22 protein-coding genes are annotated in these 25,189 nt (G+C 73.3%); 13 read left to right on the forward strand and 9 right to left on the reverse strand.

Going from position 1 to position 25,189, the window contains the following annotated elements; translation table 11 throughout:
- Positions 1-531 precede the first annotated feature (531 nt).
- Complete coding sequence (locus ACFZAU_RS23795) at positions 532-1,506, reverse strand: carbohydrate kinase family protein (protein ID WP_500553839.1); 975 nt, start codon at positions 1,504-1,506, stop codon at positions 532-534.
- Positions 1,507-1,643: 137 nt separating this feature from the next.
- Here ACFZAU_RS23795 and ACFZAU_RS23800 point away from each other — a divergent pair, with 137 nt between their 5' ends.
- On the forward strand, positions 1,644-1,847 hold the full coding sequence (locus tag ACFZAU_RS23800) for a hypothetical protein (protein WP_499598061.1): 204 nt from the start codon (positions 1,644-1,646) through the stop codon (positions 1,845-1,847).
- A 102-nt stretch (positions 1,848-1,949) separates the two neighbouring features.
- The gene (locus tag ACFZAU_RS23805) at positions 1,950-3,302 is read left to right on the forward strand and encodes a hypothetical protein (protein WP_500553840.1); all 1,353 of its coding nucleotides are present in this window, start codon (positions 1,950-1,952) and stop codon (positions 3,300-3,302) included.
- Positions 3,303-3,382: 80 nt separating this feature from the next.
- Here ACFZAU_RS23805 and ACFZAU_RS23810 read toward each other — a convergent pair whose 3' ends face one another.
- Positions 3,383-3,736 (reverse strand): iron-sulfur cluster assembly accessory protein, encoded by a 354-nt coding sequence (locus tag ACFZAU_RS23810; RefSeq protein WP_319134051.1) that lies wholly within the window; start codon positions 3,734-3,736, stop codon positions 3,383-3,385.
- A 242-nt stretch (positions 3,737-3,978) separates the two neighbouring features.
- Between ACFZAU_RS23810 and nadA the strand changes: the two genes are divergently transcribed.
- Positions 3,979-5,154: a quinolinate synthase NadA gene (nadA, locus tag ACFZAU_RS23815; RefSeq protein ID WP_500553841.1), complete on the forward strand. Its 1,176-nt coding sequence runs from the start codon at positions 3,979-3,981 to the stop codon at positions 5,152-5,154.
- A 15-nt stretch (positions 5,155-5,169) separates the two neighbouring features.
- Positions 5,170-6,054, forward strand: a complete 885-nt coding sequence (locus ACFZAU_RS23820) for a GNAT family N-acetyltransferase (RefSeq protein WP_500553842.1) — start codon at positions 5,170-5,172, stop codon at positions 6,052-6,054.
- Positions 6,055-6,137: 83 nt separating this feature from the next.
- On the opposite strand, the gene ACFZAU_RS23825 is transcribed toward ACFZAU_RS23820, so the two are convergent.
- From ACFZAU_RS23825 to ACFZAU_RS23845, 5 genes are all read right to left on the reverse strand, one after another.
- Entirely contained in the window at positions 6,138-9,278 is a 3,141-nt protein-coding gene (locus ACFZAU_RS23825; RefSeq protein ID WP_500553843.1) for an efflux RND transporter permease subunit, read from the reverse strand.
- Positions 9,279-9,442: 164 nt separating this feature from the next.
- Entirely contained in the window at positions 9,443-10,129 is a 687-nt protein-coding gene (locus ACFZAU_RS23830) for a response regulator transcription factor (protein WP_500553844.1), read from the reverse strand.
- Positions 10,126-11,343, reverse strand: a complete 1,218-nt coding sequence (locus tag ACFZAU_RS23835) for a sensor histidine kinase (protein ID WP_500553845.1) — start codon at positions 11,341-11,343, stop codon at positions 10,126-10,128. The genes ACFZAU_RS23830 and ACFZAU_RS23835 overlap by 4 nt, the downstream gene beginning before the upstream one ends.
- Before the next feature lie 108 nt (positions 11,344-11,451).
- On the reverse strand, positions 11,452-11,730 hold the full coding sequence (gene pspAA / locus ACFZAU_RS23840; RefSeq protein ID WP_500459586.1) for a PspA-associated protein PspAA: 279 nt from the start codon (positions 11,728-11,730) through the stop codon (positions 11,452-11,454).
- A 20-nt stretch (positions 11,731-11,750) separates the two neighbouring features.
- Positions 11,751-12,542, reverse strand: coding sequence for a PspA/IM30 family protein (locus tag ACFZAU_RS23845; RefSeq protein WP_018557019.1), 792 nt, complete (start codon positions 12,540-12,542; stop codon positions 11,751-11,753).
- A 195-nt stretch (positions 12,543-12,737) separates the two neighbouring features.
- Here ACFZAU_RS23845 and ACFZAU_RS23850 point away from each other — a divergent pair, with 195 nt between their 5' ends.
- The 3 genes from ACFZAU_RS23850 to ACFZAU_RS23860 all read left to right on the forward strand — a co-directional run bounded on the left by ACFZAU_RS23850 (position 12,738) and on the right by ACFZAU_RS23860 (position 15,260).
- Entirely contained in the window at positions 12,738-13,328 is a 591-nt protein-coding gene (locus ACFZAU_RS23850) for a DUF3043 domain-containing protein (protein ID WP_500553846.1), read from the forward strand.
- A 68-nt stretch (positions 13,329-13,396) separates the two neighbouring features.
- A complete protein-coding gene (locus ACFZAU_RS23855; RefSeq protein WP_499598084.1) occupies positions 13,397-14,107 on the forward strand; it encodes a class I SAM-dependent methyltransferase in 711 nt (236 codons plus the stop codon).
- A 49-nt stretch (positions 14,108-14,156) separates the two neighbouring features.
- Positions 14,157-15,260 (forward strand): S1C family serine protease, encoded by a 1,104-nt coding sequence (locus tag ACFZAU_RS23860; RefSeq protein WP_500459589.1) that lies wholly within the window; start codon positions 14,157-14,159, stop codon positions 15,258-15,260.
- 118 nt (positions 15,261-15,378) lie between these two features.
- Here the strand turns inward: ACFZAU_RS23860 and ACFZAU_RS23865 are convergent, their stop codons facing one another.
- The gene (locus ACFZAU_RS23865) at positions 15,379-15,585 is read right to left on the reverse strand and encodes a hypothetical protein (protein WP_499598089.1); all 207 of its coding nucleotides are present in this window, start codon (positions 15,583-15,585) and stop codon (positions 15,379-15,381) included.
- 69 nt (positions 15,586-15,654) lie between these two features.
- Between ACFZAU_RS23865 and ACFZAU_RS23870 the strand changes: the two genes are divergently transcribed.
- Positions 15,655-16,857, forward strand: a complete 1,203-nt coding sequence (locus tag ACFZAU_RS23870; protein WP_500553847.1) for a bifunctional adenosylcobinamide kinase/adenosylcobinamide-phosphate guanylyltransferase — start codon at positions 15,655-15,657, stop codon at positions 16,855-16,857.
- Positions 16,858-16,897: 40 nt separating this feature from the next.
- Positions 16,898-17,941 carry a nicotinate-nucleotide--dimethylbenzimidazole phosphoribosyltransferase gene (cobT, locus tag ACFZAU_RS23875; protein WP_500553848.1) on the forward strand — a complete coding sequence of 348 codons (1,044 nt, stop codon included), beginning with the start codon at positions 16,898-16,900 and terminating at the stop codon, positions 17,939-17,941.
- Between the two features lie 152 nt (positions 17,942-18,093).
- Here cobT and ACFZAU_RS23880 read toward each other — a convergent pair whose 3' ends face one another.
- Positions 18,094-18,831 (reverse strand): hypothetical protein, encoded by a 738-nt coding sequence (locus ACFZAU_RS23880; RefSeq protein ID WP_500553849.1) that lies wholly within the window; start codon positions 18,829-18,831, stop codon positions 18,094-18,096.
- Positions 18,832-18,900: 69 nt separating this feature from the next.
- Here ACFZAU_RS23880 and ACFZAU_RS23885 point away from each other — a divergent pair, with 69 nt between their 5' ends.
- The 4 genes from ACFZAU_RS23885 to sucB all read left to right on the forward strand — a co-directional run bounded on the left by ACFZAU_RS23885 (position 18,901) and on the right by sucB (position 25,093).
- On the forward strand, positions 18,901-19,731 hold the full coding sequence (locus tag ACFZAU_RS23885; RefSeq protein ID WP_500553850.1) for an adenosylcobinamide-GDP ribazoletransferase: 831 nt from the start codon (positions 18,901-18,903) through the stop codon (positions 19,729-19,731).
- A 289-nt stretch (positions 19,732-20,020) separates the two neighbouring features.
- Positions 20,021-21,532 carry a leucyl aminopeptidase gene (locus tag ACFZAU_RS23890; protein ID WP_500459594.1) on the forward strand — a complete coding sequence of 504 codons (1,512 nt, stop codon included), beginning with the start codon at positions 20,021-20,023 and terminating at the stop codon, positions 21,530-21,532.
- Positions 21,533-21,835: 303 nt separating this feature from the next.
- Positions 21,836-23,224 (forward strand): dihydrolipoyl dehydrogenase, encoded by a 1,389-nt coding sequence (gene lpdA / locus ACFZAU_RS23895; protein ID WP_499598102.1) that lies wholly within the window; start codon positions 21,836-21,838, stop codon positions 23,222-23,224.
- A 51-nt stretch (positions 23,225-23,275) separates the two neighbouring features.
- Complete coding sequence (gene sucB, locus ACFZAU_RS23900) at positions 23,276-25,093, forward strand: 2-oxoglutarate dehydrogenase, E2 component, dihydrolipoamide succinyltransferase (protein ID WP_500553851.1); 1,818 nt, start codon at positions 23,276-23,278, stop codon at positions 25,091-25,093.
- The last annotated feature ends 96 nt before the right edge of the window (positions 25,094-25,189 follow it).

Genomic DNA, 25,189 nt, shown 5'->3' on the forward strand with positions numbered 1-25,189 from the left:
GGCGCGCACGCCACCCAACGGCACGGCGTGCCGGGTGCGGCGCGTCTCCTGACACCCCGACGGGCCTGACCGACCGGCGCGGGCACGCCGGTGCGTCGACCGAGCGCGGGCTGACGGCTTCTGCCGCCCCGCCGTCCAGGTGCGCCCGACCTGCGCGCGTCCGGGCCCGAGGGGCCTGCCCCCAGGTCCGGGGCGGAAGGGGAGCCGTAGGCCGGCGCCGCCACCGGCGAAGACTCGTCCGGGCAGCGGGGCCCGGTGCACGGGCCGAACGTACGCCGGACGGCGTCGGGGGCGGCAACGGCGGTGCGCACAGCGAAGAGCGTCCCGCCCCGGGCTCCCGTGAGCTACCCGGCCCGCGCCCCCGCCGTCGGGGCGGGAGGGCAGGTCGGGTCGAAGCAGGTGTGCACGCCGCACCCCGCGTCTCCTGACGCTCACCGTCATACGGACGCGGCCCTCCGGGTGGCGGATGGCGTGGCACGACGGCGGCGTCGCACGCGCGGCGCCGCCGTCGGGTGGTGAAGGGGGAGCGGGTCAGTGCAGGTGGGTGCGGACTTCCTCGGCGGCGTCGTCGCCGTAGGCCTTGGTGAAGCGGTCCATGAAGTGGGCCCGGCGCAGCTGGTACTCCTGCGTGCCGAGGGTCTCGATGACCAGCGTCGCCAGCATGCAGCCGACCTGCGCCGCGCGCTCCGCGTCGACGCCCCAGGCGAGGCCGGAGAGGAAGCCGGCGCGGAAGGCGTCGCCGACGCCGGTGGGGTCGACCTTGGCGTCCTCCTCCGCGCAGCCCACGACGATCGGCTCCTCGCCGGCCCGCTCGATGCGGACGCCGCGCGAGCCCAGCGTGGTGACGCGGGTGCCGACCCGGCCGAGGATCTCCTCGTCCGTCCAGCCGGTCTTGGACTCGATGAGGCCCTTCTCGTACTCGTTGGAGAAGAGGTAGCTCGCGCCGTCCAGCAGTATCCGGATCTCGTCGCCGTTCATGCGGGCGATCTGCTGCGAGAAGTCCGCCGCCCACGGGATGCCGCGGGAGCGGCACTCCTCGGTGTGGCGGAGCATCGCCTCGGGGTCGTCGGCGCCGATGAGCACGAGGTCGAGGCCGCCGACGCGGGCGGCGACCGAGTGCAGCTCGATGAGGCGGGCCTCGCTCATGGCGCCGGTGTAGAAGGAGCCGATCTGGTTGTGGTCGGCGTCCGTGGTGCAGACGAAGCGCGCGGTGTGCAGCACCTCGGAGATACGGACGGAGGCGGTGTCGACGCCGTGCCGGTCGAGCCAGGAGCGGTACTCGTCGAAGTCGGAGCCCGCGGCGCCGACGAGGACGGGCCGGACACCCAGCTGGCCCATCCCGAAACAGATGTTCGCACCGACGCCACCGCGGCGGACGTCGAGCGTGTCGACCAGGAAGGAGAGGGAGACCGTGTGCAGCTGATCCGCGACGAGCTGGTCGGCGAATCGGCCGGGGAAGGTCATCAGGTGGTCGGTGGCGATGGAGCCGGTGACTGCGATACGCACGGCTGGGATGCTCCTGCGGAGGCGGACGGCGGACGGTACCTGTCCACGCTACCGGCTGGGCCGGTGGGCGCCGACATGGCGAAACTACCCGATAGTAGGGCTTTCTCCCGTGACGCCGGGTACCTATGGTCGTGTCTATGACCACTCCTCTTCCCACCGCGCCCCTCGACGACCCCGAGTCGCTCGCCGAGCTGATCGGTGACTGCCGCAAGATGGCCGCGCACTGGGAGGTCCCCGCGGAGAGCGAGTCCGCGCGGGTCAGCCCGGCGAGTCTGCACGGGATCACGGTGCCGGCCGCGTCGTCGCACGTCGTCGAGGGCATGGCCGAGTACGGCGACTGATCGGAACCGCGAGGCGCTCCGGCCCGTCCAAGTGGCGTCCCCCGGTCGAAGGACCGGGACGTCGGCAGCTGTGCGCAGCTGCGCGGAGCCGAAGGAGCCATCGTGGAGAGCGAGCCGACGCGACCGCGCCGCAGGCCCAGGTCACCGTGGGTGATGTCGGCGGTCGCCGTCGCGGTGCTGGCCGCCGGAGGCGGCGGCGCCTACTGGGCCTCGTCGGACACCCGGGACGGTGTCCCGCACGCCTCGGGCGCCAACGGGGACGGTTCCCCGGAGCCGCTGCGGCTCGACGGCGCCACCGGCGGCACCGGCGCCGAACTCACCGTCCGGGGCGATCTGCCCCGGGGCCCTTCCTCCGCCGCCGTACAGCGCCCGGGCAGCGTCCCGCGTGCCGCGGTGGAACGGCTGGCGCGCGCCCTGGGCGTGCCCGGCACGGTGAAGTCCGACCACGGCGCCTGGAAGGCGGGCGGCACGCCCGACGGCGGCGGCCCGGTGCTCCGGGTGAGCAAGGACGCGCCGGGCACCTGGTCCTACTCGTACTACGGCGGCAAGCCCCGCAAGGACCGCGCCCCCGCGCGGGACGACCTCGCGGTGCCGGCGGCGGAGGCGCTGCGCAGGGCGGCGCCGGTCCTCGCGGCACTGGGGCTGAAGGACGCGCGGACCGACGCGAGCGAGGTCTCGGGGGTGCTGCGCACGGTCACCGCGGACCCGCGGGTGGCGGGGCTGCCGACGCACGGCTGGCGGACGGCGCTGCAGGTCGCCTCCGACGGGCTGCTGGTCACCGGGTACGGCATGATGGCGCCGCTGACCAGGGGTGAAACCTATCCGGTGGGGTCGGCCGAGGAGGCGCTGAAGGCGCTGAAGCGTCCCAGCACCGGCGGTGACCTGGGGCTCGGCGACTGCCCGACCGTGGTGCCGAAGCCCTCCCGCGGGCCCGGCGACGACCCGCTGCTGCCGAAGGTGCTCCCCTGCGTGCCGACCGCGGACCGGCGGCTGGAGGTGCGCAAGGCCGAGTTCGGGCTGTCGGCGCAGTTCGTGGCCGGACGGCAGGCGCTGGTGCCGTCCTGGCTCTTCGAGGTGGCGCAGGAGGGCGTGCGGCGGCCGTCGGTGCTGGCCCGGCCCGCGGTGGACCCGGCGTACGTACGGGGCGGGGAGGCGTCCCCCGCGCCCACGGGGACGGCGGCGCCGGCTGCCTCGACGGCGAAGGTGGAGTCCTACCGCGCCGAGGGCACGGAGCTGACGCTGCGCTTCTGGGGCGGGGTGTGCAGCGGCTACACGGCGTCGGCCGACGAGTCGGGTGCGGTGGTGAAGGTGAAGGTCACGGTGGTGCAGAAGGACCCCGGGAAGGCCTGCATCATGATCGCCGAGCGGTTCTCCCGGACCGTCCGGCTCGACACGCCGCTGGGCGACCGGAAGGTCGTCGACCTCTCCGACGGCAGCATGGTGCCGCGCACGTAGCCGGCGGGCCGCCCGCAGGGGGCGTCAGGACATGCCGAAGGCGGCGGGCACCCTGGGTGCCCGCCGCCTTCGCGCGGGGTTCAGTGGAACGAGTCGCCGCAGGCGCAGGAGCCCGTGGCGTTCGGGTTGTCGATCGTGAAGCCCTGCTTCTCGATCGTGTCGACGAAGTCGATGGAGGCGCCGCCCAGGTACGGGGCGCTCATGCGGTCGGTGACCACCTTCACACCGCCGAAGTCCTTCACGACGTCGCCGTCGAGCGAACGCTCGTCGAAGAACAGCTGGTAGCGCAGGCCGGAGCAACCGCCCGGCTGGACGGCGACGCGCAGCGCGAGGTCGTCGCGGCCCTCCTGCTCGAGCAGGTTCTTGACCTTGGAGGCCGCCGCGTCGGACAGGATGATGCCCTCGCTCTGGCTGGTCTCGTCCTGAACCGTCATCTGATCCACTCCCGGGTTGTACGGATGCTGCCACAACGGTGAACCGGTGGCTTCCCGGATTCATTCCTCCGGGGTCCGATGCTTATGCGCGCCATCCATGCTCGCACACCGGGCCCCCTACGGGTAATGCGTCACACTGACGCGAGGGCCATCGTCATTCTGACGCGAACGGGTTATCATAGATAACGTCAAACCGACGAAAAGGTTGAGCCGCAGTTCCGCAGAGAAAGGGCTTCGGGCCCGTGACCACCACATCCGAACCGCTGGACGTCCAGCCGACCCCGCTCGCCCTGCTCCTCCTGGGCCGCGAGTCCGACCCGCGCAGCGAGCGCGGCGTCGACTGTCCCGGCGACCTGCCCGCCCCCTCGGACCCGGACCTGGTGGAGCGCGCCCGCGCCGCGAAGGCCAAGCTCGGCGAGAAGGTCTTCGTCCTCGGGCACCACTACCAGCGCGACGAGGTCATCCAGTTCGCCGACGTGACCGGCGACTCCTTCAAGCTGGCCCGTGACGCCGCCGCCCGCCCCGAGGCCGAGTACATCGTCTTCTGCGGTGTGCACTTCATGGCCGAGTCCGCGGACATCCTGACCTCCGACGCCCAGCAGGTGGTCCTCCCCGACCTGGCGGCCGGCTGCTCAATGGCCGACATGGCCACCGCCGAGCAGGTCGCCGAGTGCTGGGACGTGCTCACCGAGGCCGGCGTCGCCGACGTCACCGTTCCCGTCTCCTACATGAACTCCTCCGCCGACATCAAGGCCTTCACCGGCCGGCACGGCGGCACCATCTGCACCTCCAGCAACGCCCAGCGCGCCCTGGAGTGGGCGTTCCAGCAGGGCGAGAAGGTGCTCTTCCTGCCCGACCAGCACCTCGGCCGCAACACCGCGGTGCGGGAGATGGGCTTCTCGCTGGACGACTGCGTCGTCTACAACCCGCACAAGCCGGGCGGCGGTGTGACCGCCGAGCAGTTGCGCGACGCGAAGATGATCCTGTGGCGCGGCCACTGCTCGGTGCACGGACGCTTCTCGCTGGACTCGGTCGAGGACGTACGGGCCCGCATCCCCGGCGTCAACGTCCTGGTGCACCCCGAGTGCAAGCACGAGGTCGTCACCGCGGCCGACCACGTCGGTTCGACCGAGTACATCATCAAGGCCCTGGACGCGGCCCCGGCCGGTTCCTCCTGGGCCATCGGCACCGAGCTCAACCTGGTGCGCCGGCTGGCCAAGGCGCACCCGGACAAGCAGATCGTCTTCCTCGACAAGACCGTCTGCTTCTGCTCGACCATGAACCGGATCGACCTGCCGCACCTGGTGTGGGCGCTGGAGTCGCTGGCCGACGGCAAGGTCGTCAACCGCATCCAAGTCGACCGGGACACCGAGCACTTCGCGAAGCTGGCGCTGGAGCGGATGCTCGCCCTGCCGTAGGGGCAGGATGGGCGCATGATCCTGCGTCCCCTCCGTGACTCCGACGAGGACGCCGAAGCGGTGGCGGTCGTGGCGGCCGCCGCCTTCGGCGCCTCCGGCGCCCTGCCCGGCGGCGGGCCTCCCGAGGAGACGCCCCCGGAGCGGGCCGCCCTGCTGCGGCGACGCAACCGGTACGTCGCGCGTACCGACCCCGGTGGCTGCTGGCTGGCCCTCGACGAGACGTCCGGCATGCCGCTGGGCGTCTCCATGTCGACGCGCCGCGAGGGGACGTGGGGGCTCTCCCTGTTCGCGGTGCTGCCCTCGGCGCAGCGGCAGGGGGTCGGGCGCGAACTGCTCGCCGCCGCGATGGCGTACGGGCGCGGCTGCCTGCGCGGCATCATCTGCAGCTCACCCGACCCGCGGGCGGCGGCGACCTACCGCCGGGCGGGCTTCGCGCTGCACCCGGCGATGCGCCTGGAGGGCGCGGTCCGCAAGGGCGATCTGCCGGCGCCGGACGGGGCGGTGCACGAGGGCTCGGCCAAGCACCGCGACCTGATGGACTCCGTGGACCGGCGTACCCGGGGCGGCGCGCACGGCCCCGACCACGACCAACTGCTGACCGAGTGCCCCCTGTTGGTCGTGGACGACCTCGCCGGCAGCGGCTACTGCTACGTCGACCGGGACGGCCACGTACGGCTGCTGGCCGCGACCTCGCGCCGGCTGGCGTCCCGGCTGCTGACCGCCGCGCTGCTCAGCCTGCCGGCGGGCAGCACGGCGCGGGTCCCCCACCTGACGGCCGAACAGCAGTGGGCGGTGGACGTGGGGCTGACCGCCGGGCTGAGGCTGAGCACCTCCGGCTGGGTCTGCCTGCGCGGGATGCGTCCGCCCGAGCCGTACATCCCCTCGGGCTTCTTCCTCTGAGAGCCGTACACGGCCGCGACGGACGAAGGGGCCAGGGGCCGTTCGCCCCTGGCCCCTTCGTCGTCAGGCCCTGCTCACAGGTGTCAGACCTTGGTCAGCTCGGGCGTCGGCTCGGCCTCGCCCGCGCCGGAACCGCCCGGCTGTGCGGCCCCCTTCAGCGCCTTGCGCTTGGCCCGGCGCTCCTTGCGGAGCTCGACCATCGTGTAGAGGGTCGGGACGAGCAGCAGCGTCAGCAGCGTCGAGGTGAGCAGACCGCCGATGACGACCACGGCGAGCGGCTGGGCGATGAAGCCGCCCTCGCCGGTGACCCCGAGGGCCATCGGCAGCAGCGCGAAGATGGTCGCCAGCGCGGTCATCAGGATCGGCCGCAGACGGTGCCGGCCACCCTCGATGACCGCCTCCACCACGCCGTAACCCTGCGCGCGGTACTGGTTGATGAGGTCCATCAGCACGATCGCGTTGGTCACGACGATGCCGATGAGCATCAGCATGCCGATCAGCGCCGGCACGCCCAGCGGGGTGCCGGTGACGAGCAGCAGGCCGATCGCGCCGGTCGAGGCGAACGGGATGGACACCAGCAGCACCAGCGGCTGGATCAGGCTGCGGAAGGTGCCCACCAGCAGCATGAAGACGATGGCGACGGCGGCGAGCATCGCCAGCGCGAGGCCCGAGAAGGCGTCGCCCTGGTCCGAGGAGACGCCGCCGATCTGGGCGGTCGCACCCTTGGGGAGGTGGAGCGCATTGATCTTGCTCTGCAGGGCGGTGCTGACGGCGCCGGTGTTGTCGGCGGTGGGCGTCGCCGTGATCGTCGCCGCCCGTGCGCCGTCGATCCGCGTCTTCTGCACCGGCCCGGGGGCCTCGACCACCTCGGCGACCTTGCCCAGCTTCACCGGGCCGGCCGGGGTGGCGATGGTGAGCGCCTTGAGCCCGGCGAGGGTCGTGGCGTCCTGCTCGGACGTGACCCGCACGTCGCGCTCGACGTCGTCCAGCACCGCCTTGCCGACGGTCGTGCCGCGCACGGCCTGGGTGACCGCGGCCCCGATGGTGGTGTCGTTGAGCCCGTACTTCGCGGCCTCGGCCTGCTTGGCGTGGACCTCGATCCGGGGCACGGACTGCGCGAGGTCGCTGGTGACGTCGGTGACGTCGTCCAGTCCGGCCACGGCGTCGCGGACCTGGTCGGCGGCCTTGGCGAGGGTGTCGCCGTCGGCGGCCTTCACCACGACCGACAGGTTCTGGCTGCCGAAGCCGCCGCCCGCGGAGACCGAGGTCGTGCCGACGCCGTCGAGCTTCTCCAGGCCGTCGCGGATCTCGTCCAGTGCGGCGACGCTGTCGCCGGCGTCCTTCAGACGGATCTGGAAGCTGGCCTGGTTGGCGCCGGTGCCGCCGCCGAAGGCCGCCAGGAAGCCGGAGGAACCGACCGTGACCTGGTAGTCCTTGACCTCGTCGATGCCCTCCAGGAGCTTCTCGACCTTGGCCGCCGCGGCGTCGGAGGTCTTCAGGCTGGTGCCCGGGGGCAGCTCCTGCTTGACGGTCAGGGTGTCCTGGTCGCCCTGGTCGAAGAAGTTGGTCTTCAGCAGCGGGACCAGGCCGAAGGTGCAGAACAGCACCGCGACCGCGATCACGATGCTGGTGATGCGACGGCGCGTGGCGAAGCGCAGCACCGGCACGTACAGCCGCTGCAGGGCGCCGCGGGACTCCTCCTCCTCGGCCCGGCGCCGGATCTCCTCCGGGGCGATCCTGCCCGCGTCGGCCGGGGGCTTGAGGAACCAGTACGAGAGCACCGGCACCACCGTCAGCGACACCAGCAGCGAGGACAGCAGCGCCGCCGCCACGGTCAGCGAGAAGGAGCCGAACAGCGCCCCGACCAGACCGCCGACCAGGCCGATCGGCAGGAAGACCGCGACCGTGGTGAGGGTGGACGCGGTGACCGCGCCGGAGACCTCGCGCACGGCGGCGATGATCGCCGGCTGCTTCTCCTCGCCGTAGGCGAGGTGCCGCTTGATGTTCTCCAGCACCACGATCGAGTCGTCGACGACCCGGCCGATGGCGATGGTCAGCGCGCCCAGGGTCAGCATGTTGAGCGACAGGTCACGCGTCCACAGCACGATCAGCGTCAGCACGACGGAGAGCGGGATGGAGACCGCGGTCACCAGGGTCGAGCGCAGCGACGCCAGGAAGACCAGGATGATCACGACCGCGAAGAGCAGACCGAGCAGACCCTCGGTGGTCAGTCCGTCGATGGACTTGGAGACCGCGGGGCCCTGGTCGCTGACGACGGTGAGCTTGGCGCCCTTGCCGAGGTCGCGCTCGAGGTCGGCCAGCTTGTCCTTGACGGCCGAGGAGATCGCGACGGCGCTGCCGTCCTGGTCCATCGTGACGGCGACGCCGAGGCTGGGCTTGCCGTCGGTCCGGGTGATGGAGTCGGCGGCGTCCGGGCGCTCCGCCACGGTGGCCACGTCACCGAGGCGCACGGGCTTGGGGGCCACGGGGATCCGCAGGTCCTCGATCTCCTGCACGGAGGCGTACTCGCCGCCGACCTGGACGGTGCGGCTCTTGCCGCTGTCGTCGAAGGAGCCGGCCGGGACGGCGTGGCCGCCCGCCTGCAGCGCCTGCACGAGGGCGGCGGCGCCGAGCTTGCGGGCGGCGAGCTTCTTGTCGTCGGGGGTGACGGTGACGATGCGGTCCTGGACGCCGGTGACGGTCACCTGGCCGACGCCGTCGATGTCCTGCAGCACCGGGACGACCGAGCGGTCGAGCGCGTCGGAGAGGGCCTGCTGGTCCAAGCCGGTGGAGGTGGCGGCGAGGACGACGGTCGGGATGTCGTCCGTCGAGCCGGCGATGACCTGCGGGTCGGCGTCCTGCGGCAGCCGCGAGGAGACGCGGTTCACGGCCTGCTGGACGTTGGCCACCAGCTTGTCGCTGTCGTTGCCGTAGTCGAACTGGGCCATGATCACGGCAGCGCCCTCGCTGGCCGTGGACGTGATGCCGGTGATGCCGTCGACGCCCTTGACGCCGTTCTCGATCGGCTCGACGACCTGCTTCTCGACGACGTCGGGGGACGCGCCGGGGTAGGTCGTGATCACCGACACCATGGGCAGGTCGATGGAGGGCAGCAGCTGCTGCTTGAGGGACGGTATCGCGATGGCGCCGAAGCCGATGGCGACCACCGCCATCAGCGCGACCAGGCTGCGCTGGGCGAGGCTGAATCGGGACAGCCAGGACATCGTGGTGCGGTCTCTTCTCTGTGCTCAGAGTGCTCGGATGGTCTCGGGTTGCGGACTTTTGTCAGCCCACGCCACTTTCTCCTGCCGCGGAGGGTGGTTTCCTCAGCCCGAGGTCGTGATTGCCCGCGGGGGCGTACTGCGGATGCGGTACGCGCCGGTCGTACTCAGCGTGGGGCAGCGCGCACCAGACCCGACTCGTACGCGGCGACGACCAGCTGCGCGCGGTCGCGGGCGCCGAGTTTGGCCATGGTGCGGTTCACGTGCGTCTTGACGGTGAGCGGGCTCACACCGAGGCGCTCGGCGATCTCGTCGTTCGGCAGCCCCAACGCCACCTCGACCAGCACCTCGCGCTCGCGGGCCGTCAGCGCGTCCAGGTCCGGGCCCGCGGATCCGCCCTCCCCCGGCAGCGGGCGCTGCCCGCCGCTCTGCGCCAGGAACTGGGCGATCAGGCTCTTGGTCGCGGACGGGGACAGCAGCGCGTCGCCCGCGGCGACGGTTCGGATCGCCGCGAGCAGCTCGTCGGGCTCGGCGCCCTTGCCGAGGAAGCCGGCGGCACCGGCGCGGATCGCCTGCGCGACGTACTCGTCGGCCTCGAAGGTGGTCAGGACGAGGACGGCCACGCCGGTCAGGTCCTCGGCGGAGGTGATCTCGCGGGTGGCGGCGAGGCCGTCGGTACCGGGCATGCGGATGTCCATCAGGACGACGTCCGCCCGGGTGTCGCGGGCCAGCGCGACGGCCTCGGCACCGTCCGAGGCCTCGCCCACGACCTCCATGTCCGGCTCGGACTCCACGAGGACACGGAACGCGCCCCGCAGCAGCGCCTGGTCGTCCGCGAGCAGCACCCTGATCATGCCGGGATTCTCCCATCCCCGTGCGGGCCGGCCGGCCGGCCCGGCACCGCGAGCGGCAGCCGGGCGTGGACGCGGAAGCCGCCCTGCGCGCCGGGGCCGGCCTCGCAGGTGCCGCCGAGGGCCGCGGCGCGCTCGCGCATGCCGATGAGGCCGTGGCCGCCGCCCGCGGTGCCCGGTGCCTGCGGGCTGCCGCCGCGGTCGACGACGGTGACCTCCAGCGTCCCGCTGCCGCGCGCGATGCGGATCTCGGCCCGGGCGCCGGGGCCGGCGTGCTTGTGGACGTTGGTGAGCGACTCCTGGATGACCCGGTACGCGGTGAGGTCCACGCTCGCGGGGAGCGTGCCGGGGTCCTCCTCGACGACCTCCACCGGCAACCCGGCCCGGCGGAAGCCGTCGACGAGCTGGTCCAGCACGCCGAGACCGGGTGCCGGTTCCATGGGGGCGGCGGGGTCCCCCGACTGCCGCAGCAGGCCCACGGTCGCGCGGAGCTCGTCCAGCGCGGAACGGCTGGCCTCACGGACGTGCGCGAGGGCCTGCTTCGCCTGGTCGGGGCGGCTGTCCATGACGTGGGCGGCGACGCCGGCCTGCACGTTGACCAGGGCGATGTGGTGGGCGACCACGTCGTGCAGCTCCCGGGCGATCCGCATCCGCTCCTCGGCGACGCGGCGCTTGGCCTCCTCCTCCCGGGTGCGCTCGGCCCGCTCCGCGCGCTCCTCGACGGCGGCGACGTAGGCGCGCCGGCTGCGGGTGGCCTCACCGGCCGCCGCGGCCATGCCGCTCCACGCGAACAGGGCGATGTTCTCGGCGGAGTACCAGGGCCGGGCCCCGAAGAGCATGGCGATCGCGGGCAGCAGCAGGCAGGTCGCCAGGCCCAGCCGGAAGGTGGTGGTGCGGTCGGTGTGCGTGGAGGCCGAGAAGAGCGCGACGACGACCGTGGCGGCCACCGGGGCGCGACCCTCGCCGGTCGCGGTGAGCAGGTAGACCACGGTGACCGCGCCGGTGAAGGCGAGGACGCCCAGCGGGCTGCGCCGGCGCAGCAGCAGCGCGGCGGAGGCGAGGACGGCCAGCAGGATGTCGGGGACCGAGGCGTCGTACCGCTCGGTGTGCGGCCCGATGAACATGTTGCCGATGATCACCGCCAGGACGGCGAACGCCAGCCCGGCGTCGAGGGCGATGGGGTGGGCCTGGGGCCACAGACGGGCCCGGTCCCTCATGGATCGATGCTGCACGCTCATCAACGGTACGGGCCCCCACGGACGGCCGTGCCCCGGTCCGGTGCGGTACCGGGCCGGGGCACGTGCGCGGTGCGCTGGTCGCTGGTGTCAGCCGGGGATGAGGCCTTCGTCCTTCAGCATCGCCCGGACCTCCTCCAAGGTGGCGTCCGGGGCCGGCAGGATCAGCTCGGACGGTTCCAGGGAGTCGTCCGGCAGGGGCGTGCCCAGCCGGCGGACGGCGTCGAGGAGCGCGGTGAGCGTGCGCCGGAACCCGGCCTCGTCACCGCTCTCCATCTCCGCCAGGAGCTCGTCGTCGAGCTTGTCGAGCTCGGCGAGGTGGCCCTCGTCCACCGTCACCTGGCCCTCACCCATGATCCGTACGATCACGACGCCCTCCTCGGGGGTGTCTACTGCTTGTCGAACCGGGGCTGGTCCTGGGGCTGGGACTGGGTCTGGCCCTGTTGCTGTCCGCCCTCGATGGCCTGCTGCGGGGAACCGCCGGCCAGCTCGGCCTTCATGCGCTGCAGCTCCAGCTCGACGTCGCTGCCGCCGGAGAGGCGGTCGAGCTCGGCCTGGATGTCGTCCTTGGCGATCCCGGTCGGGTCGTCGAGGGCGCCGGAGGCCAGCAGCTCGTCCAGGGCGCCGGCCCGGGCGCGCAGCTGCTCGGTCTTGTCCTCGGCCCGCTGGATCGCCAGGCCGACGTCGCCCATCTCCTCGGAGATGCCGGAGAAGGCCTCGCCGATCTGCGTCTGGGCCTTGGCCGCGCTGTAGGTGGCCTTGATGGTCTCCTTCTTGGTGCGGAAGGCGTCCACCTTGGCCTGCAGGCGCTGGGCGGCGAGGGTGAGCTTCTCCTCCTCGCCCTGCAGCGTCTGGTGCTGCGTCTCCAGGTCGGTGACCTGCTGCTGGAGGGCGGCCCGGCGCGAGAGCGCCTCGCGGGCCAGGTCCTCCCGGCCCAGGGCGAGCGCCTTGCGGCCCTGGTCCTCGTACTTCGCGGACTGCTGCTGCAGCTGGTTCAGCTGCAGCTCCAGGCGCTTGCGCGAGGTGGCGACGTCCGCGACCCCCCGCCGCACCTTCTGCAGCAGCTCCAGCTGTTTCTGGTACGAGTAGTCGAGGGTCTCGCGCGGATCCTCGGCCCGGTCAAGGGCCTTGTTGGCCTTCGCGCGGAAGATCATCCCCATCCGCTTCATGACACCGCTCATGGGCCTCGCGCGCCCCCTTCATTCAGCTCGCCAGCACACCTCTACAGACCCCACAGTACGGGGCCTGGTTCCATTACCCCACTGTTCCGTTGCGGATGCGCTCATCCTTAGGAACGATCACAGTTCGATGACCTCAGGCCCAGGGAGTAGGTGAGGGGCTGGGGGTCCCGCCGGCGAGCACGTAACCTTGGAGTCGTGTTCCGACGTCGTTCCCAAACCGAGCAGACCGCGTCCACCACCGTGGTGGAGGACCGGCAATCCCGCGACCCGCAGGCTCCCAAGGGCCGCCCCACCCCCAAGCGCAGCGATGCCCAGACGCAGCGCCGCAAGGCGGTGACCACGCCCACCGACCGCAAGGCCGCCACCAAGCAGGCCCGCGACGCCCGGCGCGCCGACCTCTCCAAGCAGCGCGAGGCGCTGATGAACGGGGACGAGCGCTACCTGCCCGCCCGTGACAAGGGCCCGGTGCGCAAGTTCGCCCGTGACTACGTGGACTCGCGGTTCCGGGTTGCGGAGTTCTTCCTGCCGCTGGCCGTGGTCATCCTCGTGCTCAGCATGCTCAAGAACCCGGCGCTGCAGAACATCTCGCTGCTGCTGTGGCTCGTGGTGATCGTGCTGATCGTCGTGGACTCGGCCGTCAGCGGTCTCCTGCTACGGCGCGAGCTGGCGAAGCGCTTCCCGGACAAGCCCACCAAGGGCGCCGTGGCCTACGCCCTCATGCGGACCCTCCAGATGCGCCGACTGCGCCTGCCGAAGCCGCAGGTCAAGCGCGGCACCAAGCTCTGAGCGGGAACGGCGGGTTCGCCGGCGCCGCCGGCACCTGGCTGGACCGGCTGGGCGGACTCCGGAACACCGTGCGCCAGGAGCTGGTCGGACGCCAGCTCGACGAGCAGATCACGGCGCGCTTCCCCGTGGGGCGGCGGCTCGGGATCCTCGACGTCGGCCCCGGCCAGGGCACCCAGGCGCTGCGGCTGGCCCGCGCCGGTCACCTGGTCACCGGCCTGGAGGCCGATCCGGGGATGGCGGAGGTGCTGCGCGAGGCGGTGGCCGCCGAACCCGAGGGCATACGCGAGCGCATCACCCTCGTCGAGGGCGACGGCCGGGAGACCGGCCGGCACTTCGGGCCGGGCAGCTTCGACGTGGTCCTCTGCCACGGCGTGCTGATGTACGTGCCCGAGCCGGACGCCATGGTCGCCGGGCTCGCCCGGGTGCTGGCCCCCGGCGGGCTGCTGTCGCTGCTGGTGCGCAACGCCGACGCCCTGGCGATGCGGCCCGCGCTGCAGGGCGACTGGGCCGGCGCGCTGGCCGCCTTCGGCGGCGACACGTACACCAACCGGCTGGGGCTGCCGGCCCGCGCCGACCGGCGCGCGGACCTGACGACCACGCTCAGCGCCATCGGCGCGCCGCTGCACGCCTGGTACGGGGTGCGGGTCTTCACCGACACGGCGCCGGACGACGCCGTGGAGGCGCCGGAGGAACTGCTGGCCGCCGAGGAGCTGGCCGGACGCACCGACCCCTACCGGGGCGTCGCGGCACTGCTGCATCTGTGCGGCGTCCGGAACTGACCGGGGCGGGATACCGGGGACGGGGCACCGCGAACGCGACACTTCGGTCATGCGCGATTCGAAGCCGAACCGATGGCGGCCGCCGGCGGCGGCGCTGCGGGCGGCGGCCCTGCTGCTGGCCGTCGCATGCTGCGGGAGCCTGACCGCCGGATGCACGGAGGACAACCCCTCCCCCGGCGCGGCGTCCTCGGCGCCCGCGCCCGTCGCCGCCTCCGAGGGGGCCGCCGCCCGTGATCTGGAGCACTCGTACCAGCAGGTCGTCAAGGCGGTGCTGCCGTCCGTCGTCCAGATCAACACGTCCGAGGGACTGGGCTCCGGCATCGTCTACGACACCAAGGGCCACATCGTCACCAACGCCCACGTCGTCGGCAGCTCCGACACCTTCGAGGTCACCCTCGCCAACAGCGACACCCCCCACAAGGGCCGGCTCGTGGCCTCCTACCCCGAGCAGGACCTGGCCGTCATCGAGCTCGACGACCCGCCGGACGGCCTGCGCGCGGCGTCCTTCGGGCGCTCCCACGACGTCCAGGTCGGGCAGATCGTGCTCGCCATGGGCAGCCCGCTCGGCCTGAACAGCAGCGTCACGCAGGGCATCGTCTCCGCGGTCGGCCGTACGGTCAGCGAGACCGGGGCCGAGGGCGGCACCGGCGCCACCCTGGCCGACATGGTGCAGACCTCGGCCCCCATCAACCCCGGCAACAGCGGCGGCGCGCTGGTCAACCTCTCCGGCCAGGTCATCGGCATCCCGACGCTCGCCGCGGTCAACCCCACCATGGGCGACTCCTCCGCGCCGGGCATCGGCTTCGCCATCCCCGCGGCGACCGTCACCCGCATCGCGGACCAGATCGTCAAGCACGGCAAGGTCGTCGACTCCGGCCGCGCGGCGCTGGGCATCACCGGGCGGACGGTCCTCGACGAGAACTTCCAGCCCGCCGGGGTCGGCGTCGTCGAGGTCACCCGGGGCGGGGCGGCGGACAAGGCCGGCATCAGGGCCGGGGACGTCATCGTCGGCGTCGGGGGCGACGACATCACCACCCTGCAGTCGCTGTCCGAGGCCCTGGTGCAGCACGCCCCCGGCGACCGGGTGGACGTCACCTTCCAGCGCGGCAGCGGCGAGAGGACCGTCAAGGTCACGCTGGGGCAGCTCGGGTAGCGGACCGCCCCGCGCGCCGGGGGCGGGGTCGCGGGACGTCCCCGCCGGCCCTCCCCCGGCACGCGGGGCGGTGCGGCGGCCGGCTCTCCCGGCCGCCGCGGCACGGGTCCTGACGGTCCTACTCCTCGGCGTGCAGGCTCATCGGGCCGTAGATCTTCGTGCCGTCGTCGAAGAGGTGGACCTGGTCGGCGCCGCCCTGGAGGAGGTCCTTCCAGACCTCGCCGATCCAGGACTCCGCGTCCCCCTGCGTGGTGAACTCCTCGGGCTCGACCGCAGGGGTGACCTCCGTGCCGTCGGTCTTCTCGAAACGCCACGTCCACGCCATGTCCGTCTCCTCGTCCCTGGGGGTGCCTGTCCGGCAGCGTAGCGTGCGCGGACGCGAGAGGATCTGCACGTGGAACTGACTCTCCTCGGCACCGGGGGCCCGGACGGCCTGCCCCTCCCCGGCTGCCCCTGCGCGGCCTGCGCGACGGCCGTGGGCGACCAGGCGCGGGCGGCGACCTCGCTGCTCGTCGACGGGGTGCTGCTGCTCGACCTGACGCCGGGACTCGCGCTCACGGCGGCGCGCTCCGGCCACTCGCTCACCGGGGTCCACCAGGTGCTGCTGTCGCACCCGCACGACGGCCCGGCCGTGGAGATCCCGGCGGGACTGCCCGCGCCGGGCCGGCTGGCGCCCGGGCAGGAGATCACGCTGCTGTCCGGGCACCGGGTGCGGGCGGTACCGGTCGACGCGCCCGGCTCCGGTTACGAGGTGACCGGCCCCGAGGGCGAGCGCCTGCTGTACCTGCCGCCGGAATGCGCCACCGCGGGCCTGCCGGAGGCCGCGGAGCCGTACCGGCTGGTGCTGCTGGACGCGGTGGGCCGGCCGGACGCGCTGGGCCGGCTGCGGGCGGCGGGCGCGGTCGGGAGCACGACCGACGTCGTCGCGGTCCACCTCGACCACCGCGTCCACCCGGGGCCGGAACTGCGCCGCCGGCTGGCCGCGCTCGGCGTACGGGCGGTGCCGGACGGCACGACGCTGACGGTCGGCGACCTCCGCGACGTGCCCGACGTGCCGCGCCGCACGCTCGTGCTGGGCGGGGCGCGGTCGGGCAAGTCGGTGGAGGCGGAGCGGCGGCTGTCGGCCTGCCCCGAGGTGGTGTACGTGGCCACCGGCGGGACCCGGGGCGGTGACGCGGAGTGGGCGGAACGGGTGGCCCTGCACCGGGAGCGGCGCCCGCAGTCCTGGCAGACGCTCGAGACCTGCGACCTGCCGCCGCTGCTGGCCGAGGGGGACGGTCCGGCGCTGCTGATCGACTGTATGTCGCTGTGGCTGACGCACACCATGGACGAGCTCGGCGCGTGGGACGACGGGAAGTGGGCGGAGGGCGGCGAGCGCGAACTGCGCCGCCGTGTCGGGGAATTGACCGCCGCCTGGCGGGCGACCCGCAGGACGGTCGTGGCGGTCAGCAACGAGGTCGGCTCCGGGGTCGTCCCGGCCACGGCCAGCGGGCGCCGGTTCCGGGACGAGCTGGGCCGGCTGAACGTCGCGCTGGCCGAGGAGTCCGAGCACGTGGTGCTGGTGGTGGCGGGGCAGGCGCTGGCGCTGCGGGGCTGACCTGGGCGCGCGGCCCCGCGGACCGGTAGTGTTCGACCCCGTGAGCGGCCTGAACCTTGATGACTTCGCGACCCTGGTGGAGCGTCCGGACGCCGGTGTGCGCCGTGACGCACGCGACCGCTGGCAGCGGCTGGTGCGTCCGGCGAGCGCGCTCGGCGGGCTGGCCGAGCTCGCCGACTGGCTGTCGGCGGCCCAGGGCACGGCGACCGTGCGCCCGGTCGAGCACCCCAGGACGGTGCTCTTCGCGGCGGACCACGGGGTGGCGGCCCTGAAGGTGTCGGCCCGCCCCGAGGGCACCGCGGTGGAACTGGTACGGCGGGTCCTGGACGGCGCCTCGCCGGTCAACGTGCTGGCCCGTCAGTACGGTGCGGCGGTCCGGGTGGTGGACGTGGGCGTGGATGCCCCGGCCGAGGACCTGCCCGCGGACGTGACGGCGCACCGCGTACGGCGCGGTTCCGGCCGGATCGACGTGGAGGACGCGCTGACGGCCGAGGAGGCCGAGGCGGCGTTCCGGGCCGGTATGGCCGTCGCGGACGAGGAGGCGGACTCCGGCACGGACCTGGTGCTCCTCGGCGACCTGAGCGTGGGCGGCACGACGGTGGCCGGCGTGCTGATCGCGGCGCTGTGCGGCACGGACGCCTCGGTGGTGACCGGCCGCGGTTCGGGCATCGACGACATCGCGTGGATGCGCAAGTGCGCGACGATCCGCGACGCGTTGCGGCGGGCCCGGCCCGTGCTCGGCGACCAGCTGGAGCTGCTGGCGGCGGTCGGCGGCGCGGACATGGCGGCGATCACCGGCTTCCTGCTGCAGGCCTCGGTGCGGAAGCTGCCGGTGGTGCTGGACGGCGTGGTGTCGGCGGCGTGCGCGCTGGTCGCGCAGCGGATCGCCTTCCGGGCGCCGGACTGGTGGCTGGCCGGGCAGGCCAACGGGGAGCCGGGCCAGGTCAAGGCGCTGGACCGGCTGTCCATCGAGCCGCTGCTCGACCAGAAGGTGACGGCGGGTGAGGGCACCGGAGCGCTGCTGGCGCTGCCCCTGCTGAAGGCCGCGGCCGCCCTGTCGGCGGAGCTGCCGGAACGTTTCTGACACCTCGCCCGCGGTGGGCGGGGGCGTTCGGGGCCGGGGTGCTTCTCCCGGTGGTGGTGGATCGGTTCGCCGTACCGCGCCGAGGACCAACCGGCCCTGGTCGTGGGGCAGTCCGGTGGCATTCGCCTGCGTCTGCCTCCGGGGCCCGGGCCTCAGCGTTCGGTGAAGCCGCCGATCCAGTCCTGGACACGCCGCAGCGGGCCCGACCAGCGGGCGTCGTGGCGGGCGGCGCGGGCCTCGGCCCGCCGGGCGGTACGGGGACGGCGGGGGTAGAGCCGTTCCGCCCACAGCGAGTCGGGGCGCGCCAGCCGCAGGGCGGCGTACAGGGCGACGAAGGGCACGAAGACGCCGACGACGGCGGAGCGCACCTTGCCCTTGACGAGGGCGGCCAGGACGAACAGGAAGTTGACGGCGATGGTGAGGATCACCGAGACGCGGCTCTGCTGCTCGTCCGGGGTGAGCGAGTCGACGCCGAAGGGGACCAGGCCGCAGAGCATCATCAGGACGACGGAGAAGGTGACGACGACGGCCTCGACGCTCTTGCGGCCGCGATCGCTCCAGTACACGTCGTCGAGGTAGAGCACCAGCGCGAACTCGTCGAGCACCAGGCCCGCTCCGGCGCCGAACAGAACGGCGGACAGGGCGGCGCCGAAGCCCCGTGAGGAACTGGCGACGCCCCCGAAGCCGCCGATCGTCATGAGGATGATCCCGGGCACCACGTGGTGGATGTGGGTGCCGCCGGAGGAGATGTTGCGGAAGGGGCCCTTGCCCGCCCGGATGAGACGGGTGATCATCCGCGTGACCAGGAAGGTCAGTACGAACGCGCCCAACGCGAGGAGCAGCGGCAGCTTTCCCGGCTCGACGATGTTGCGGTACCACCAGTCACCCATGCCGATTGCTCCCGGTTCGCCCCGTACGCGGCACTATACGGTCCGGGTCCGGCGGTTACCCTGCACGCCATGACCGCCGACCCCGCGCCCGAACCCGCTCCTCCCGCCGCCGCGGCCCCCACGGCCGCCACCGCCGCCGAGGGACTGCGCTTCGCCTTCGGCACGTTGACGGTGCTGCGGGTCCGGGTCGGCCGCTGGGACCGCCCCGCGGCCCGCGCGGGGATGCTCTGGGCGCCGCTGGCCGGACTGGTCGTGGGCCTGTGCGCGGCGGCAGCCGGCGGACTGCTGCTGCTCCTCGGCGCGGGCCCGCTGCTCGCCGCGGTCGCGGGCGTCGCCGTTCCGGCCGCCCTGACGAGGGGGCTGCACCTGGACGGCCTGGCCGACACCGCCGACGGACTGGGCAGCGGCAAGCCCGCCGAGGACGCGCTGCGCATCATGCGGCAGTCCGACATCGGGCCCTTCGGCGTGCTCACCCTGGTCCTGGTGCTGCTGGCGCAGGTCGCCGCGCTGGCCGGGCTGTACGGCCAGTCCTGGACCCGGGGCGCGGTGGCCGCCGCCCTGGCCGGGCTCACCTCGCGCGCCGTGATGACGCTGGCCTGCCGCGAGGGTGTGCCCGCGGCCCGGGCCGGCGGGCTCGGCGCGGCCGTTTCGGGCGTCGTCCCCGCCCGTGCCGCCTGGCTGCTCGCCGCGGTGACGGTGGCGGTCTGCGCCGCCGCAGGAGCCGCCCACGGCGTGCCGGACGCGGTGCGCTGCGCGGCGGCCGCGGCGGCGGCCACGGCCGCCGCGGAACTGCTGCTGCGCCGCTGCCGCCGGCGCCTGGGCGGGGTCACCGGTGACGTCCTCGGCGCGTTGTGCGAGACCGCGGCGACGACCGTGCTGCTGGTGCTGACCCTGGGCTGAGCGCCGTACGGCGACCGCGCGGGGAGTCGGCGGATCCGCCGACTCCCCCCGTACGGGCGGGCATCGGGGCCGCGCCGGGGGTGCGGGGCGGGCGCGCTCCCATAGGGAAAACCCGCGCCTTGGCCGTCATGGGCGCAGGTCGTGGTCGCAAGTGACAGCAGTGAGCGTAAGGTCGGTCCTGCACCCCCGTCCCGTGCCGCGAAGGACGCCCGGCGTCGGGAAACGAGGGGAGCCGGACGGAGTCCGGCGTCAAGTATTGGACCCCCGAAGGAACAGGATCCGCATCACCGTGACTGCACTGACTCTCAGCACCTCCTCCGCGGCAGCGCTGCGCGCTGACGCCGTCGTCGTCGGCGTGACCAAGGGTGCCAAGGGCCCCGAGGTCGCCGCCGGGGCGGAGTCGGTGGACCAGGCCTTCGCCGGCCGGCTCGCCGCGACGCTCGAGACACTGGGCGCCTCGGGCGCTGAGGGTGAGGTGACCAAGCTCCCCGCTCCGGACGGCCTGAAGTCCCCGGTCGTGCTGGCGGTCGGGCTCGGTGAGGCCCCCGCCGACGGCGCCGCCTACGACACCGAGGCGCTGCGCAAGGCCGCGGGCGCCGCCGCCCGCGCGCTCGCCGGCTCGAAGAAGGCCGCCTACGCGCTCCCCGTGCAGGACGCGGACGCCGCGCAGGCCGTCGCCGAGGGCGCGCTGCTCGGTGCCTACGTGTACACCGCGTACCAGTCCTCCAACGGCAAGGCCCCGCTCGCCGAGGTCGCGCTCGTCGGGGCGAAGCCGCGGGACAAGGCGGTCAAGGCCGCCGCCGAGCGGGCCACGGTCGTCGCGGCCGAGGTCAACCGGGCGCGCGACCTGATCAACATGCCGCCGAACGACCTCCACCCGAAGTCCTTCGCCGCGTTCGCCCAGGAGGCCGCCAAGGAGCACGGCCTCAAGATCGAGGTGCTGGACGAGAAGGCCCTGGTCAAGGGCGGCTACGGCGGCATCATGGGCGTCGGCCAGGGCTCGGCGAACCCGCCCCGCCTGGTGAAGATCGCCTACACCGGCGCCAAGGGCCGGGGCGCCAAGCACCTGGCGCTGGTCGGCAAGGGCATCACCTACGACTCGGGCGGCATCTCCCTGAAGCCGGCCGGTCACAACGAGACCATGAAGTGCGACATGAGCGGCGCCGCCGCCGTGCTTTCCACCGTGGTCGCCGCCGCGCGCCTGGGCCTGCCCGTCAACGTCACCGGCTGGCTGGCGCTCGCCGAGAACATGCCCTCGGGCAGCGCCGCCCGCCCCGGCGACGTGCTGAAGATGTACAGCGGCAAGACCGTCGAGGTGCTCAACACCGACGCCGAGGGCCGCCTGGTGATGGCCGACGCGCTCACCCGCGCCTCGGAGGAGAAGCCGGACGCGATCATCGACGTGGCGACCCTGACCGGCGCCATGGTGCTGGCCCTCGGCACCCGCATCTTCGGCGTCATGGCCAACGACGACGCCTTCCGCACCGCCGTGCACGAGACCGCGACCGAGGTCGGCGAGCAGTCCTGGCCGATGCCGCTCCCCACGGACCTGCGCAAGGCGATGGACTCCCCCACCGCGGACATCGCGAACATGGGCGAGCGCATGGGCGGCGGCCTGGCCGCCGGCCTGTTCCTGAAGGAGTTCGTCGGCGAGGGCATCACCTGGGCCCACGTCGACATCGCGGGCCCGGCGTTCAACGAGTCCGGCCCCTTCGGCTACACCCCCAAGGGCGGCACCGGCTCCGCGATCCGCACCCTGGTGCGCCTGGCCGAGAAGGCCGGCGAGGGCGAGCTGCTCTGACCGCGGTGTAAGACTCGGCACATTCCGTACGGCCCCGGGTATGGCATCCGGGGCCGTACGCGTTCGCCAAGAGCGAGCAAAGAGCACAACCGCTCCGTATTCCGTAGGGGATACCGGCGAGTAGCACCGGCCCGGGACGTTCCGTACGTCTCAGACAGCGGCCCGGTGCCTCGTCCGCCCCGAACAAGTGCGAAGATGTTGTCTCGGCACGACAGGGCCCCGTTCAACAGAAGCGGCCGAACAAAAGCCGCCGCCCGGTCACGACGGACCGGCTCCGGCGTATCCATGCATGGAGGACGTGACGTGGCGAACGACGCCAGCACCGTTTTCGACCTAGTGATCCTCGGTGGCGGTAGCGGCGGCTACGCCGCAGCGCTGCGCGCGGCGCAGCTCGGTCTGGACGTCGCCCTGATCGAGAAGGACAAGCTCGGCGGCACCTGCCTGCACCGCGGCTGCATCCCCACGAAGGCTCTGCTGCACGCCGGTGAGATCGCGGACCAGGCCCGCGAGGCCGAGCAGTTCGGTGTCAAGGCCACTTTCGAGGGCATCGACATCGCCGGGGTCCACAAGTACAAGGACGACGTGATCTCGGGCCTCTACAAGGGCCTGCAGGGTCTGGTGGCCTCCCGCAAGGTCACCTACGTGACCGGCGAGGGCCGGCTCTCCTCCCCGACGACGGTGGACGTCAACGGCCAGCGCTACACCGGCCGGCACGTCCTGCTCGCGACGGGCTCCGTGCCCAAGTCGCTGCCGGGCCTGGCCATCGACGGCGACCGCATCATCTCCTCCGACCACGCGCTGGTCCTGGACCGCGTGCCGAAGTCGGCGATCATCCTCGGCGGCGGTGTCATCGGCGTCGAGTTCGCCTCGGCGTGGAAGTCCTTCGGCGCCGACGTCACCATCGTCGAGGGCCTGCCGCACCTCGTGCCGGCCGAGGACGAGAACAGCTCCAAGCTGCTGGAGCGCGCCTTCCGCAAGCGGGGCATCAAGTTCAACCTCGGCACCTTCTTCTCCAAGGCCGAGTACACCGCCGGCGGCGTCAAGGTCACCCTGGCCGACGGCAAGGAGTTCGAGGCCGAGGTCCTGCTCGTGGCCGTCGGCCGCGGCCCGGTCTCCCAGGGCCTGGGCTACGAGGAGGCCGGGGTCGCCATGGACCGCGGCTACGTCCTCGTCGACGAGTACATGCGCACCAACGTGCCCACGATCTCCGCGGTCGGCGACCTCGTCCCGACCCTGCAGCTGGCCCACGTCGGCTTCGCCGAGGGCATCCTCGTCGCGGAGCGGCTGGCGGGCCTGAAGACCGTGCCGATCGACTACGACGGCGTGCCGCGCGTCACGTACTGCCACCCGGAGGTCGCCTCCGTGGGCATCTCCGAGGCCAAGGCCAAGGAGCTGTACGGCGCCGACAAGGTCGTCACCCTCAAGTACAACCTGGCCGGCAACGGCAAGAGCAAGATCCTCAAGACCGCGGGCGAGATCAAGCTCGTCCAGGTCCGCGACGGTGCGGTGGTCGGCGTCCACATGGTCGGTGACCGCATGGGCGAGCAGGTCGGCGAGGCCCAGCTGGTCTACAACTGGGAGGCCCTGCCCGCGGAGGTCGCGCAGCTCATCCACGCGCACCCGACGCAGAGCGAGGCCCTCGGCGAGGCCCACCTCGCGCTGGCCGGCAAGCCGCTGCACTCGCACGACTGACACACGGACACGCAGAACCATCCGCACAGATCGTTAGGAGCAACCGAAACCATGGCGGTTTCCGTAACCCTGCCGGCGCTCGGCGAGAGCGTGTCCGAGGGCACCGTCACCCGCTGGCTCAAGGCCGAGGGTGAGCGCGTCGAGGCCGACGAGCCGCTGCTCGAGGTCTCCACCGACAAGGTCGACACCGAGATCCCGGCGCCCGCCTCCGGCATCCTCTCCTCCATCAAGGTGGCCGAGGACGAGACGGTGGAGGTCGGCGCCGAGCTGGCCGTCATCGACGACGGCACGGGTGCCCCCGCTGCCGCCCCCGCCCCGGCCGCGGCCGAGGCACCCGCGCCGGCTCCGGTGCAGGAGGCTCCCGCCCCCGCTCCGGCCCCCGCCGCGCAGGCCCCGGCTCCGGCTCCGGCCCCCGCCGCGGCTCCGGCCGGCGGTGCCGAGGGCACCCCGGTGCTGCTGCCGGCGCTGGGCGAGTCCGTCACCGAGGGCACCGTCACCCGCTGGCTCAAGGCGGTCGGCGAGAGCGTCGAGGCCGACGAGCCGCTGCTCGAGGTCTCCACCGACAAGGTCGACACCGAGATCCCGTCCCCGGTCGCCGGCACGCTGCTGGAGATCCTCGTCGGTGAGGACGAGACCGCCGAGGTCGGCGCCAAGCTCGCCGTCGTCGGTGCCGCCGGTGCCGCGCCCGCCCCGGCGCCCGCCCCGGCGCCCGCCCCGGCGCCCGCCCCGGCTCCGGCCCCGGCCGCCGCGGCTCCGGCGCCCGCCCCGGCCGCTCCTGCGGCCCCGGCTCCCGCGCCCGCCCCGGCTCCGGCTCCGGTCGTTCCGGCCCCGGCTCCCGCCCCGGCCGCCGCGGCTCCGGTCACCCCGGCCCCGGCCGCCGCTCCGGCTCCGGTCACTCCGGCCCCGGCCGCCGCTGCCGCCCCCTCGGCCACCGCGCCGACCGACGAGGGCGCGTACGTGACCCCGCTGGTCCGCAAGCTCGCGGCCGAGAACGGCGTGGACCTGGCCTCGGTCAAGGGCACCGGTGTCGGTGGCCGCATCCGCAAGCAGGACGTCCTGGCCGCCGCCGAGGCCGCCAAGGCCGCCGCCGCCGCGCCGACCGCCCCGGCCCCGTCCGCGGGCGTCACGGTCCCGGCCGCCGCCGCCGCGCTGCGCGGTCAGACGGTCAAGATGACCCGCATCCGCAAGGTCATCGCCGAGAACATGATGAAGGCCCTGCACAGCCAGGCGCAGCTGTCGACCGTGGTCGAGGTGGACGTCACCAGGATCATGAAGCTGCGGGCCCGGGCCAAGGAGTCCTTCCTGGCCCGCGAGGGCGTCAAGCTCTCGCCGATGCCGTTCTTCGTCAAGGCCGCCGCCGAGGCGCTGAAGGCCCACCCGGTCATCAACGCCAAGATCAACGAGGACGGCACGGTCACCTACCACGACGTCGAGAACGTCGGCATCGCGGTGGACTCGGAGCAGGGCCTGATGGTCCCGGTCATCAAGGGCGCCGGCGACCTGAGCCTGGCCGGCATCGCCAAGAAGACCGCCGAGCTGGCCGGCAAGGTCCGCAACAAGAAGATCAGCCCGGACGACCTGTCCGGCGGCACGTTCACGATCAGCAACACCGGTTCGCGCGGTGCGCTGTTCGACACGATCATCGTGAACTTCCCGCAGGTGGCCGAGCTGGGCATCGGCGCCACCGTGCGCCGCCCGATCGTGATCAACCACCCGGACCTGGGTGAGACCATCGCGATCCGCGACGTGGCGTACCTGACCCTGTCGTACGACCACCAGCTGGTCGACGGCGCGGACGCCGCCCGCTACCTGAACGACGTCAAGGCCCGTCTCGAGGCCGGCGAGTTCGAGGGCGACCTCGGTCTGTAACCGACCGGAGTCCTCGCGGGACCGTACGACGGCCGAGGCCCCAGCCCCTTCCCGGGCTGGGGCCTCGGCCGTTCCGCGCCCGTGGTCCCGCCGTCC

The sequence above is a fragment of the Streptomyces sp. NPDC008238 genome, assembly GCF_042956445.1.
Classification (GTDB): Bacteria; Actinomycetota; Actinomycetes; order Streptomycetales; family Streptomycetaceae; genus Actinacidiphila.